This window comes from Arthrobacter sp. Z4-13, assembly GCF_054792705.1.
Map to the genome: position 1 here is coordinate 1,935,145 of NZ_CP096459.1, position 12,537 is coordinate 1,947,681.

At 65.2% G+C, this 12,537-nt stretch carries 9 protein-coding genes; 3 read left to right on the forward strand and 6 right to left on the reverse strand.

Annotated features, from left to right (window positions below):
- The first annotated feature begins 7 nt into the window (after positions 1–7).
- On the forward strand, positions 8–793 hold the full coding sequence (locus M1E07_RS10625; RefSeq protein ID WP_461190162.1) for a sulfite exporter TauE/SafE family protein: 786 nt from the start codon (positions 8–10) through the stop codon (positions 791–793).
- Between the two features lie 7 nt (positions 794–800).
- Positions 801–1,610, forward strand: a complete 810-nt coding sequence (locus M1E07_RS10630; RefSeq protein ID WP_461190163.1) for a TrmH family RNA methyltransferase — start codon at positions 801–803, stop codon at positions 1,608–1,610.
- Positions 1,611–1,639: 29 nt separating this feature from the next.
- Here the strand turns inward: M1E07_RS10630 and M1E07_RS10635 are convergent, their stop codons facing one another.
- Genes M1E07_RS10635 through sbnA form a run of 6 tightly spaced genes read right to left on the reverse strand, consistent with a single transcriptional unit; the run spans position 1,640 to position 11,698 of the window.
- Positions 1,640–2,782: a LuxE/PaaK family acyltransferase gene (locus M1E07_RS10635; RefSeq protein WP_461190164.1), complete on the reverse strand. Its 1,143-nt coding sequence runs from the start codon at positions 2,780–2,782 to the stop codon at positions 1,640–1,642.
- Between the two features lie 52 nt (positions 2,783–2,834).
- Positions 2,835–3,902, reverse strand: a complete 1,068-nt coding sequence (gene sbnB, locus M1E07_RS10640; RefSeq protein WP_461190165.1) for a 2,3-diaminopropionate biosynthesis protein SbnB — start codon at positions 3,900–3,902, stop codon at positions 2,835–2,837.
- Positions 3,899–4,906 (reverse strand): TauD/TfdA family dioxygenase, encoded by a 1,008-nt coding sequence (locus M1E07_RS10645; RefSeq protein WP_461190166.1) that lies wholly within the window; start codon positions 4,904–4,906, stop codon positions 3,899–3,901. Before M1E07_RS10645 ends, sbnB begins: the two co-directional genes overlap by 4 nt.
- The gene (locus M1E07_RS10650; protein ID WP_461190167.1) at positions 4,906–7,515 is read right to left on the reverse strand and encodes a non-ribosomal peptide synthetase; all 2,610 of its coding nucleotides are present in this window, start codon (positions 7,513–7,515) and stop codon (positions 4,906–4,908) included. The genes M1E07_RS10645 and M1E07_RS10650 overlap by 1 nt, the downstream gene beginning before the upstream one ends.
- A complete protein-coding gene (locus tag M1E07_RS10655; RefSeq protein WP_461190168.1) occupies positions 7,512–10,631 on the reverse strand; it encodes a Pls/PosA family non-ribosomal peptide synthetase in 3,120 nt (1,039 codons plus the stop codon). Before M1E07_RS10655 ends, M1E07_RS10650 begins: the two co-directional genes overlap by 4 nt.
- Complete coding sequence (sbnA, locus tag M1E07_RS10660) at positions 10,631–11,698, reverse strand: 2,3-diaminopropionate biosynthesis protein SbnA (protein WP_461190169.1); 1,068 nt, start codon at positions 11,696–11,698, stop codon at positions 10,631–10,633. The genes M1E07_RS10655 and sbnA overlap by 1 nt, the downstream gene beginning before the upstream one ends.
- 552 nt (positions 11,699–12,250) lie before the next feature.
- Here sbnA and M1E07_RS10665 point away from each other — a divergent pair.
- On the forward strand, positions 12,251–12,508 hold the full coding sequence (locus M1E07_RS10665; protein ID WP_387552515.1) for a type B 50S ribosomal protein L31: 258 nt from the start codon (positions 12,251–12,253) through the stop codon (positions 12,506–12,508).
- Positions 12,509–12,537 lie beyond the last annotated feature (29 nt).

A 12,537-nucleotide genomic window follows, 5' to 3' on the forward strand; every position in this document is an offset into this window, starting at 1 on the left:
CAGCACCTTGGATCTTCTCAGCAGCATCCTTGTGTCCATCGCCGGCCTGTGGGCCGGCACCATCAACGCCGTTGTTGGCTCCGGGACACTGGTGACCTTCCCCGTGCTCATCGCGCTGGGGGTTACCCCGGTGGTGGCTTCCATGAGCAACGCCATGGGGCTCGTCTTTGGTACCGCGGCCGGAGCCTTCGGCTACCGGCGCGAACTGAAGGGCCGCGGCCGGCAGCTGATGCGGCTGCTTCCTGCCTCGCTACTGGGAGGCATCTCAGGCGCCTGGCTGCTCCTGCACCTGCCCGAAGAAGTTTTCCATTATGTTGCTCCCGTCCTTCTGGTGCTGGCCCTCCTGATGGTGGTGTTCCAGCCGCGCCTGCAGGCCTGGGTCCGCAACCGTGAGGAGAACCCCGAGCACGCCGTAAGGGACAAACGGCACGGTGTCCTCCTGGTGGTGCTGGTCTACCTGGCCGGTGTGTACGGCGGGTACTTCGTTGCCGCCCAGGGAATCCTGCTCGTGGGCATCCTCGGCGTCTTCCTCACCGGCACCATCCAGAACGCCAACGCCATGAAAAACATCCTGGTGCTCGGCGTGAACCTGGTGGCCGCGGTCTCCTACCTGCTGTTCGCGTTCGACCGGATCAACTGGCTTGTGGTGCTGCTGATCGCTGTCAGCTCGAGCATCGGCGGCATCGTGGGCTCCAAGGTGGGCCGGCGGCTGTCCCCGAAGGTCCTGCGCGCCGTGATCTTCGTCCTGGGGCTCGTGGCACTGGGATTCATGATCGCGAATCTGCTGAAATAATCACCCGGTGACAATCCACTATCTCGAAACCGCGGCCGACCCCCGGGTGTCCGACTACACCCAGCTCACGGACGTACACCTGCGGAAGCTCCGCGAACCGGCCGAGGGCATGTACATCGCCGAATCGTCCCGCGTGCTGCGCCGTGCGCTGGCCGCGGGCCACCAGCCCCGGTCCTTCTTCCTCGCGGAAAAGTGGCTGGACGACCTGCAGGACATCCTGGGCGCTTACCCGCAGGTCCCGGCCTTTATCGGCACCGCAGCCCTCCTGGAAGAGATCACCGGTTTCCATCTTCATCGGGGTGCCATGGCTGCCATGCAGCGTCCCGCGCCGGTACCGCTGCAGGAACTGCTGGCCGGTGCGGGAAGGCGATCAAGGATCGCCATCCTGGAGGATCTTACGGACCATACAAACGTAGGTGCGGTTTTTCGCAGCGCTGCAGCGATCGGCGTCGACGGCGTGCTGGTGACGCCGCAATGTGCTGACCCGCTCTACCGCCGCTCGATCCGCGTGTCGATGGGCGCGGTCTTCCAGGTGCCATGGACACGGATCGAATCGTGGCCGGCCAGTATCGAACAGCTGAAAGAGGCGGGCTACTTCGTGGCAGGCATGTCTCTGGGGGAGGGGGCCATCACTCTTGATGAGCTCGTGGCCCAGGATCATCAGAATCTGGTGCTGGTCTTCGGTACCGAAGGTGATGGGCTAAAGCCCGAGACTGATCGGTTGCTCGACGCGCGCGTAACAATTCCGATGATGAATGGCGTGGATTCGCTGAATGTTGCTGCGTCATCGGCGGTTGCGTTCTATGCAACGCGGTAGGCGGAACCGCCCCGACTGCGGTTCCTAAGTTAGGCCTTCAGAAGCGCCGGCCTCTCATCGTTGGCGGTAGTGCCCGAACCGAGGTAGCGCTCGATGCTGACGGGGCAGTGGCCAAGCCCGCCGCCCTGCCCCCGGCGGCGGAAGTTGATGACCTGGCCGGTTCTGCCGCACCCGCAGGTGCCGGTCTCGACGTCGCCCATGTCGTCGGTGAGGAGGAAACCGGGGTAGCTGGTGCTGAGGGCGTCCAGTACGGCGATGGTGCCGGTCTCCCCCGGGGCTATCTCCTTGCCGCTCTGGCCAGGGTCCCGGATGGAGATGTAGCACCACGGCGGAACGTGCTTGCGATGCAGGTGGCATTCGACAGCGAGCATGTTCGACTCGATCATCCCGTACATGTCGCGCACGTTCGCCGGGCGCACGCCGAGCAGGTCGTGGCACCGCTCCCGAAAGTCTTCATCAGGGATGGCCTCGGCTGTGTGCCGCTTCCAGCCGCCCAGAGTGATGATCATGCTGAACGGGTCCAAGCGCACATTGATATTCTCCCGCTCAAGGAACCGGAGGAGCCGGCCGATGAGGAACGGCGGACTGACGATGTGGCGAGTCATATGCCCCTCCCACCGGCGCAGGTGCTCCAGGGCCACCCCGGCGTCGAACGCCTGGTCGGCAACGAGATATGCGTGGTGGTCGAAGACGCTGTTCAGGATGTTCAAGTCCTTGAGCAGTCCCATCTCCGAGGCTTCGGGGTCCGACGGGTTCAAGAAAAGTCCCGCGCCTCCGGACAGGCTGAAGAACGCCCGGTAAGTCCCGGTCAGGGCGACCAGCGCCAGGGTCAATGTCTCGCTGTTGCGGGGGATGACGGACGGGACACCGCGGGTTCCGCTGGAGCGGGTTTCGGTCTCGACGTCGCCCAGGGAGCAGGTGAGCAGCACCTTGGCGTCGGGACGCTTGAACATGCCCACCGGCAACAGTGGCAGGGATTGCAGGTCGTTGATGTCGTTGATCGTGGCAGGGTCGACTCCCAAGGCGTCGCACTGGGCGCGGTAGAAGCCGTTTCCGGCCTGGTGGTAGATCGCTGCGTCCCGCAGGACGTCGGTGACCGACCGTGCCCAGTCCTCAGGGGGCTGGACGTAGGCCTTGGACACATTCCCCAGCATCTGCGGTAGGGAGAGCATTGTGTCACTCCTCGTTGAGTGCGAATCGATGAATGCGGTTTGCGCCGCAGGGTTAGCCGTACCGACGCAACTCGGAAAAGAAATCCTCAACCACCCGGAGCTGGCCATTGCTGGCAAGTTCGTTGTAGACGTACTTACCCACTGCCAGGTCGAGCACGCCCAGGCCGAACGGCGAGAACACAATAGGGCGGTCGTCCGCCAGCGAGACCCTGCCTTCCATGACGTCGGCCAAGGTGCCGTCCACGAAGTCCCGGTGGCCGACCATCTGCTCCACGAGGTGGGCCGATGTCCCGGCTTTCAAGCAGTGGTCCACGTCGTCGAGGATGTTGGTCGACGCCAGCAGGATCTCCGGCGCCAGGTCGCGCAGGGACACATGCAGCACCAGCGGGTTGTGGTCGAACCACGTCGTGTCATGCACGTGCGGCTGGCCAGCCACCGTGGCGAACACGACGAGGTCGCTGCTTCTGATCAGCTGCTCGGGACCGTCGTGCACGGTCACCCGGGCTTTGGTGCCGCCGCGTTCCAGATAGCCCTTGAATCCCTCCGCGCTCTCGCCCGAGAGGTCGAACACCCCGATCTCGTCGAAGGACCAGTCGGTCCCGTTCAGGAAGGTGTGGATGTACCGGGCAATGAGGCCAACGCCGAAGAACCCGACGCGTCGGGGACGCCCGCGCCCCCGGCTGAGCCAGTCGGCAGCTGCGGCGGCCGATGCAGCTGTCCTGGAGGCGCTGATAACGGAGCCCTCCATGCACGCAAAGGGGTAGCCCGTCACCTTGTCGTTGAGGATCAACACCGCTGAGGCGCGCGGAATCCCTGACGCCACATTGTCCGGGAAACTGGAGACCCATTTGATGCCGTCAACCTCTACCTGTCCGCCGATCGAGGCCGGCAGGGCGATGATGCGCGAGGTGGGCCGGTCCGGGAAGCGCAGGAAGTAGGACGGGGGGTTTACCGAGTCTCCGGCTCCATGCACCCGATAGGTCTGCTCAACCAGCTCGACGACCTGCTTCTCCCGCCCCTGGAGCACCTGTTGTACCTGGGCCCCTGCAATGACCGCGAAAGGCGGAACCGTCTTCGGCTCTACGGCCGTTGCGACTGGGGAAGTGGCAAATTCTGTCATCGTGCACCGTCCTGGGCGTGGGTATCGAGATCGAATACGTTGCGCGGCTCGGCCATGCCGACGAGAATCTCCCGAGGCCCCTCATAGGCCTCGCGGCTGTGCGCCATGCGGACGTTGTCAACCAGCATGAGGTCCCCCGTCTCCCAGGGCGTTCGAAGAGTGTGGGCCTCGTAGACCCCGTTCAGGAGGGCAATGATTTCCTCGCCGATCGGCTCACCATTGCCAAAGCGGGTGTTGAAGGGCAGCCCATCGGGACCGTAGACGTCCACCAGGTACTCCCGCACCTCGGGCGCAATCGTCCATTCGCTCAGGAACGCCACCTGGTTGAACCAGCAGCGCTGGCCGGTCACCGGGTGCCGGACCACGGCCGGGCGCCGTTGCCGGGTGCGCAGCTCCCCGTCGCTCTGCCACTCAAACTCGATTTCGTGCGCTCGGCAGTAGCTCTCGACGTCGGCGCGGTTCGAAACCCCGAACGCCTCCTCATAGGTGGCACCGATGTCTTCGTTGTAGCTGCGGGCGAGCAGCCACCCCTCGTTTTCGAACCGTCGGACGATGTCCGGGGGTATGGCATCGAGCACGGCGTGGGCGTTCGCCAGACCGGTCACCCCACCGACGCTGGGTGCCCGGAGACAGGCGAAGAGCATCAATCCGGGGAACTCAAGCGCGTAGCTGAGCTCATGGTGCATGCACATGGGCTGGTTCGCCGGCCAAGTGAGGGATGAGTACACGCCGTCCAGGTAGGGCTGCCTGGTGGCGAACGCCTCCCGGTCCGGCATGAGGCCACCAGAAACCAGCCGTTGGAAGGCATCGGCCACTTCGGCTGGATCCCGGAGGCCCAGACCGCGGACCAGGACGGCGCCGTGCTCATCCACGGCCGCACGCAGCGCCTCACGGTTCTGTTCGGCCCACCGCACGGGGTCGTGGCCATTCTCGACGGTGAGCATCGGCGCCTGGCCAGCTTGGCGTTCCAGGTCGAACTGGGTCCTGGGCGTAGGAGACGACATCAGAGGTCCTTTCGTTTCATGGGTAGCTGGTGGGAGTGCCCAACCGGTCCTCCCACTCGGGCCATGGGGTCGGGCTCCGAGACGGCTTCCGCCGGCCGCGGGGCGGGAGGAACGGCAACGTCCGCCAGGGACGAGGCTTCGAGCAGGTCCGCCAGGTCTGCCAGGATGGGCGTCTGCATGATGTCCTTGATCGACACTGCGCGCTTGAGCAGGACGGCGAGCTTCACCGCGGACAACGAAGTCCCGCCCAGCGCAAAGAACGAGTCCTGCCCGCCGATCCGGCCCACCGGCAGACCGAGCACCGTCGCCCATGCCTCGGCGAGCCGCTGCTCGGTCGCGGAGAGGGCTTCCCGGGCGATTCCGGCCTCGGGGACGACCTCCAGTGCCATGCGGGTCAAGGCCTTCCGGTCGATCTTTCCGTTGCCGGTCAGGGGCAGCCTCTCCTGCCACCTGTACGCCGACGGAACCATGTAGCCAGGTACCCGCGCGGCCAACTCGCTGCGGATTTCGTCAACCTCGAGCGGCAGATTGCCGGAGTAGAACGCCACGAGGAACTTGGACTGCCCGGCGCCCTCGCCTACGACGACGGCGCCGTCGCGGACGCCGGGAACTCGCAGCAGCGCGTTCTCGATGTCACCGATCTCGATGCGGAACCCGGAGATTTTGACTTGGTTGTCCCGCCGGCCCAGGTACTCCAGCTTGCCGTCGGGAGACCAGCGGCCGTAGTCGCCAGCCCGGTAGAGCCGCCCGCCGTCCACATAGGGATCGGTGGAGTAGGCCTGTGCAGTGCGCTCCGGGTCGTTGATGTAGCCGCGGCCCACGCACACCCCGGAGAAGGCGATCTCACCCGGCGCTCCGAGCGGCACAAGCCGCTGCCGCTCGTCGAGGATGTGGATCCGGACGTTCGGGATTGGCGGGCCCAGAGGCACGGAGCCGCCCGCGGGTGCTGCACTCATCACTTCGTGGTTCGTGTCGTCGGAGGTTTCCGTCAGCCCGTAGGCGTTGACCAGCTTGACGTTCGGCATCACGTCGAACCAGCGGCGGACCAGTTCACGCTTTAGAGCCTCCCCTGTCGCCGAGACGCAGCGGAGGTGCGGTAAGGCGCGAGGCGTGCCGCCCAGGTAGGCCACCACGGCGTCCAGATACGACGGGACGACTTGGAAGACCGCCACCGCGCCCCGTTCCACCGTGTCGATGAACCGCTCGACGTCGAGGATACGGTCCTGCCCGACGATGAGTGTGCGGCCGCCGACGAGCAGCGCCGAGACCAGTTGCCACAGCGAGATATCGAAGCATTGGGGGGCGGTCTGGGCGACGACGTCCCCAGAGCGAATCCCCAGGTCCTCGATCTTGGCGTACAGGTGGTTCACCATGCCGTCGTGCTCGCACATCGCGCCTTTCGGCTCGCCTGTGGATCCGGAGGTGAAATAGACGTAAGCGAGCTGATCGGGACGAATCTCCATGCCGAGGTCGCCGGCGGGGTGCCCCTCGGCCTCGATGTCCTCGAATAGAAGCTTGGTCACCGCAGGCATTCCTTCCAGTGCCTCATCGAGGGTGGTGGTGCTGCCGCCTTCGGTGAGCACTACCCGGACCCCGGCCCGCGTGAGCGTTCTGGCGATTCGGTCGGCCGGGAAGTGCGGCTCGATGGGCAGGTATGCGCCCCCGGCTTTGAGGATGCCGATCACGGCGGCCATCCACTCCAGATCCCGTTCGGCGACGACGGCCACGATGTCCTCCGCGCGCAGCCCGCGCGCGAGCAGGGCACGGGCAATCCGGTTGGCGCGGGCGTTCAGCTCCGAGTACGTCCACTCCCGCGCGTCCTGAAGGGCCGCGATACGTTCGGGATGCCGGCTGACCCGCTCCTCGAACAGCTCGTGGAAACGGCGTTGCGGCCGGGGCCGCTCGGGCCCGGCGAGTTGCTCAAGCTGGAAGCGCTGCTCCTCCTGGCCGACCAGTTCGGTGTCCAAGGGATCCGCCCCCGGGTCCGCTATCAAGCCACGGAGTGCGGTGAGATAGTAGCCGGCGATGCGGCGGGCTGCATCTGCGTCGAGAACATCCCCCCGGTACTTCAGGCGAAGCACCTCGCCGGTGGCCGTGTTCCCGACCGACATATCGAGCACAATGCCATCCGGCAGCTCGGAATCGTCGTCCCGAAGGCCGCCGAACACCACCTCGTAGCCCGGGGCGGCCCACTCGTGACTAGCATGCCCGGGGCCGGACTGCTCCCCACGGGCCCGCATTTGGCGGCCGTTCGCATCGGAGACGAGGGCTCGCCAGGACCGGTGGGTCAGATCCAGGTTGCGCTGCCAAGTCCCGAACGCATCCCGGCAACCGGTGGTGATCTCCGTCTCGCCGGTCAGGGCCTGGAGCACTCTCGCGTGTGCCGCCAGCCAGATCGACCCGGGAGCCACCTGCAGGCTCTGGGCCAGCGTCCTCACGGCCCTGCCCACGTCCTCAGGAACCGGCAGCTCGACCCGCGCCTGGCCCGGTTGGGGATCCTGTCTCCACCTGGGGATCGTGGGTGCGGCATCGGGGAGGGAGTGCCCGCCGGGGGCCGAATCGAACGAGTGGCCGGCCGTGCGGCAGCTGATCGCGGGGCTGGAGGTCATGAAAGAGGCCTTTCCAGGACGTCGGGCGATGTGGTGGCGGCGCGGGCCTCGTCCGCCGGGTTACCGGCCCACAGGGATCCGCGAGTGAGAGTGGCCCCCTTCATAACGAAGGAGTCGGCGGCGACGACCGCACCGTCTTCGACGGTCACGCCGTAGTGGATGAACGCGGAGACGCCGAGGGTGACGTCGTCGCCAACAACGATGTGGTCCGACTTGAACATGCCGTCCTCTTGGGAATGGGATTGGAGGGTGGTGCCGGCGTTCAAGGCGCAACGGGAGCCGACCGTGACCAAGGTCCGCTCGATGATGCCGCAGCCGTCGTCGAAGACCCGGCTTCCGATCCGTACGCCGAGCAGACGCCAGACCAGGGGCTTGAACGGGGTCCCGTTGAGGAGGCTTGCGTATCGGCTCTGCAGCGACATCTTCCAATACCGCTCGTGCCACCAGAAGTAGGGGTTGTAGATGGAGCAAAGCTGGGGCTGAAGCGGTTTCAGGCCCCTCGCGAGACGCTCGATCCCGATGGGGACCAACAAACCAACCACGAGCAACACGACGAAGGCCGCGCTGAGGGCAAGGAAACTGAACTGGTCGGACAATTCGAGGGCGGCGAACATGATGATCATGGCCAGCGAGATGTTGAGCCACCGCACCAGCATCAAGAGGGCCATCGAGCGCAGGTTGTGTCTGTTCTTGGCTGCCAGGTCCCGACGGAAGTGCGCACGGTTCGAATGTTCCTCGGGGAGGGCGTCCCGGAGGACCGTGCGTGGGATCTCGAACGGCGGTGACCCGAGCAGACCTACGTCGTGGCGCATCGGTCCGTCGAGGGGGACCAGCACCTTGGTGGCGAGCAGGCAGTTGTCCCCGGTCCTGGCCCCGGCAGGGTAGAGCACGGCGTTGCCAAGGAAGTTGTGTGCGCCGATCGCCGCCCGACTGACTTTGAACGACGTCGCCGAGAAATCGGTGTTCATGAAGGACACCGCGTCGGCGATCATCGTGCCGGTGCCTATCGTCGAAAGGAACGGGTTGTCGTGTTTAAACACCGTGCCCAGGTTTGAACCGGTCTGCTCGACCTGCGGCTGCTTGTACCCGATGGCCCGCACGTAGTTCACGACGTACGAGCTGTCGCCAAACAATCCCGTCAGCATGGGCTTGTTGGTCATTCTCGACACCGCCCGTTCCGCCGCGTGCCGCAGACCGAACAGCGGATACACCGTGTCCGGCTTGATGGCGAGTTGAACCACCCGCGGGACGGTGGTGACGATGAGCAACGACACGACCGTGCCACCGAATACAGCAAGACCGGCATAGGTGATGGCGTCGGCGTAGAAGACCCAGTCGGTGAACGCGAACGCCTGCGTCTCCAGGAGTGCCGCGACGCTGGGATTGGCCAGGACAACCAGCATGACCGCCTGACTCAGCAGAATACGGCCCAGGCCAACCATGCTGATCAGCTGGGAGGTCGCAAACCATCCCCGGCGCCAGGCCGAGTAAGGCCTGGCCTCGACTCCGCCATAGTCCACGTCAGTGCGCCTGCCGGGCGACCCGTGCCACCGCTCGCCGGCGGGCACGGACTGGCCGGTGTACAGGGTGGACCGGTGGCCCAACTGCGACCCGTCCCCCATAGTCGTGTTGATGTCCAAAACGCTCCCCTCGCCCACGATTACGTCCCGGCCCAGCGTCAGCGCGCCCAACTGGATGACGCCGCCGTGGGCGCGGTAGCCGTTCAAGATTGCGTCCTTGCGGACGACCGTCCCTTCCCCGATCGTGAGGAGGTCGGTGCAGACCGGCAGGCGGTTGGTCATAATCGTCACGTTGCGGCCCACTTTGGCGCCCATGGCCCGCAGGTAGAAGGTGGTCAGCGGCGACCCCCTCAGTAATACCAGCGGGGAGGTTCGCATCAAGGTCTTTACCAGCCAGAACCGGAAATAGGCCAAGCTCCACAGGCGGATTTCCCCGGGACGGAAACGCCCAAGAATGATCCACTTTGCCGCCACGGGAAGGATGCACATCAGCACGAACACTGCCGCGGCATACGCGGTGGACCGGAGGTATATCTCCCAGAATCCTGTCCCGTGGGTCAACCAGTGGTGGTTGCCCGACCCAGCGTCCGGGAACACCCACTGGTACCAAACGACCGTGAGCAGTCCGGCGACCACGCAGTAGCCGAGATAGACAAGCACTTGCAGGGCGCCGCAGGTGAAGTACTCCCAAGTCCGGGCGTCCATGGGCGGCGGCGTTTCCGGCACCGAAGCCACGGCCGGTGAGTGCTCCTGCAACCGGTCCTGCTGCAAGGGAACCTGCAGGGCCGCGGCGAGGGCGGAAACGCTCGGGTTACGGTAAACGTCCTTCATCGATACCGCCGGCAGGTCCGTCTGCTTACGCATGCGGGCGCAGAACCGCGCCATGACCAGCGAGTCCGCGCCCAGGTCCTGGAAGAAGTCGGCATCCACCGGGACCTGCTGGATACCGAGTACGCCGGACAGCACCTCCGCCAACCGGTCCTGCACCTGCACCGTCGCCTCTTCCACCGGTGCCAGGGCCGCGGCCAGAGCCGAGATCGTTGGGTTCTGGTAGATGTCCTTGATGGACACCGCTGGCAGGTCCGTCTGCTTGCGCATCCGTGCGCAGAACCGTGCCATGACCAGCGAGTCCGCGCCCAGGTCGTGGAAGAAGTTGGCGTCCACCGGCACGTGCTCGACGTCCAGCACGCCGGACAGCACCTCCGCCAACCGGTCCTGCACCTGCACCTGCGCCGTCGCCTCTTCCGCCGGTGCCAGGGCCGCGGCCAGCGCCGAGATCGTTGGGTGCTGGTAAATGTCCTTGATCGACACCGACGGCAGGTCCGGCTGCTTGCGCACGCGGGCGCAGAACTGCGCCATGACCAGCGAGTCCGCGCCTAAATCGTAGAAGAAGTTGGCATCCACGGGGACGTCGTCCTTCTTCACCACCGATGCGAGGAGGTCCGCCAGTCGGCGCTCCAAGGCAACGCCCGCACCCTCGGCTGGCGTAGTTGGAGAGCCGTTCCCGGTCGGAGCCGCGGGTGCCGCGCTAATCGTCGGAATAATCGGAATCGTGGGACCTGGCGACGTTGACAGCGTGTCCACGGGCTTATTCACTACGAGAAGCTCCTCACTGAGACAGTGGCCACGGCCGGCGACGGGGCGGCTGCGGGAAGTTGTGGCCCCGACACCGGGTCGGACTGTAGACCGAGGTCTCCCGTCTGACCTGCGCTGGCGAGTGCTTCGGCCCCGAAGTGGTCGAGCACCCAGTCGGGCTGGTAGATGGTGTCCAGGTAGGGGCGGCCCAGATCGGGCGAGATGGTCACCGCGGTGGCGTCCTGGGCGTGGTGATCGGCAAGCCAGGTCATGGCGCCGTGGACCACGGTCCCGGTGGACCCGCCGAGCAGCAACCCGCCTGCGGCCAGGCGATGGCAGGCGCGTACCGTGTCCAGCTCCTCGACGAATACCACGTCATCGAGCAAGGACTCGTCGAGTTGGGGCGGCCGCACGCTCATGCCGAGGCCGGGGATCAGGCGGGGCGCCGGCTGGCATCCGAAGGAGACTGATCCGACGGCATCCACCGCGACGATTTGGACGTCGGGGCGGTGCTCACGGAAGTACCGCGCACAACCCATTAGGGTGCCTGTGGTGCCGGCTCCGACGAAGAGCACGTCGAGGTCGGGGAATTCGGCAGCGATTTCGGGGGCGGTCCAGCGGTAGTGCGCACCCCAGTTGCCGGGGTTGACGTACTGGTTGAGCCAGACGTACCGCTCGTCGGACGCGCACAGTTCCCGGACGTGGTTGAGCCGAGCCCCAAGGAACCCGTCGACGGGATCCGGTTCGGTGACCAGATCAACCTGTGCCCCGAGCGCCTCCATCAGCTGCTGGGTCGTCGGATTGCAGCGTGGATCGACCACGCACACAAAGCGGTATCCCTTGCTGGCCGCGATCATGCTGAGCGCGACGCCGAGGTTGCCCGACGAGGACTCCACAAGCGTGGAGCCGGGCCCGATCAACCCCTCCCGCTCGGCGCGCTCGACCATCTCCCGCGCGGGCTTGAGTTTGATTGAGCCGGCGAAATTGAACCCCTCAACCTTCAGATAGAGGCGGCAGCCCAGCACCCCTTCCAGATCGACGAACAGGTTCTGCTCGTTGAAAAGGTAAGGATCCTTAATAATCGACATGGTTCTCCCTCGTTCCCTGCCATGAGCTTGGTCAGGGTTCGGGGAATGTTCCTGCCAGCGTGTATATGAAAGGGTGGCGGACATCTGCGTCCGGACCGGTATGCTTTTCAAGATGAGCCGCGCAGAGCGGCACGAACGGAACACTGCGGCCGCCGCTATTTCCCCCAGCAGCGAATACCTGGCTTCCCCACCGCGGATACTCCGAGATGCAGTTAAAGCTTCAAACCTGTGGTTCGACAGTAGACACGTTGCGTGGCCAACCACAACCACTTCGAGTACCTGTATCCCAGGCCGTGAGTACCTGCTTTCTCGCACTCGCACCCCCCGAGCGGCAGGCGCCGGCATCAGCGCAGAGACGTTTGCCGCCGTCGACCTCGCCGTCAAGTTCCCATGCGCAACGGCGTGGATTCGGCGGGGCGCGCTGTTCGCGGGCGCCCGAAGTTTCCGCTATTATTGATAGCTGGCCGCCCTGCGTCTTACGGGCACGGATGCGGCCATCCCATTCATACCTGGCAGCTGGCAAAATCCAGTTGTGCGAACAAAGGTCCCATTATGAAGTCTGAGATCCACCCGAAGTACGAAGCTGTTGTTTTCAACGACCTGGCTTCCGGCACGAAGTTCCTGACCAAGTCCACCGTGTCTTCCAAGAAGACCATCGAGTGGGAAGACGGAAACACCTACCCGGTTATCGACGTCGAAATCTCCTCCGAGTCCCACCCGTTCTACACGGGCAAGCAGCGCATCATGGACTCTGCAGGCCGCGTCGAGCGCTTCAACGCTCGCTTCAAGGGCTTCGGCGGCAAGAAGTAATTCACTTCCCCCAAGCTTCAACGGAAAGC

What these genes read in the sequence shown, in the direction of transcription:
- M1E07_RS10635 (WP_461190164.1), bottom strand. Translation starts at nt 2,782, where the DNA reads ATGCTCTCCCTACCGCAGATGCTGGGGAATGTGTCCAAGGCCTACGTC.
- M1E07_RS10650 (WP_461190167.1), bottom strand. Translation starts at nt 7,515, where the DNA reads ATGACCTCCAGCCCCGCGATCAGCTGCCGCACGGCCGGCCACTCGTTC.
- M1E07_RS10645 (WP_461190166.1), bottom strand. Translation starts at nt 4,906, where the DNA reads ATGTCGTCTCCTACGCCCAGGACCCAGTTCGACCTGGAACGCCAAGCT.
- sbnA (WP_461190169.1), bottom strand. Translation starts at nt 11,698, where the DNA reads ATGTCGATTATTAAGGATCCTTACCTTTTCAACGAGCAGAACCTGTTC.
- sbnB (WP_461190165.1), bottom strand. Translation starts at nt 3,902, where the DNA reads ATGACAGAATTTGCCACTTCCCCAGTCGCAACGGCCGTAGAGCCGAAG.
- M1E07_RS10665 (WP_387552515.1), top strand. Translation starts at nt 12,251, where the DNA reads ATGAAGTCTGAGATCCACCCGAAGTACGAAGCTGTTGTTTTCAACGAC.